Below are 209 nucleotides of genomic sequence, written 5' to 3' on the forward strand. Positions count from 1 at the left end.
CGACTTGCATGTGTTAAGCACGCCGCCAGCGTTCATCCTGAGCCAGGATCAAACTCTCATGTTAAAGTTTTGATCTTGATTCAAAATTAACGTTAGCTAATTTTAAACCGTTTTACTGTTTTGTTTGGTTCGTATACATTTCTGTATTCGTTCTGAATTTTCTCTGAGGATTTTCATCCTCCAGGCATATCAGATATGGCCTGTTTTTT

General features: G+C 37.8%; 1 rRNA gene. It reads right to left on the minus strand.

Annotation, left to right across the window (positions count from 1 at the left end):
• Positions 1–64: ribosomal RNA gene (locus tag GPL15_RS06055) — 16S ribosomal RNA — on the minus strand; the annotation flags it as partial.
• Positions 65–209: the final 145 nt, after the last annotated feature.

The organism is Clostridium sp. MCC353, from assembly GCF_018785315.1.
GTDB lineage: Bacteria > Bacillota > Clostridia > Lachnospirales > Lachnospiraceae > CHH4-2.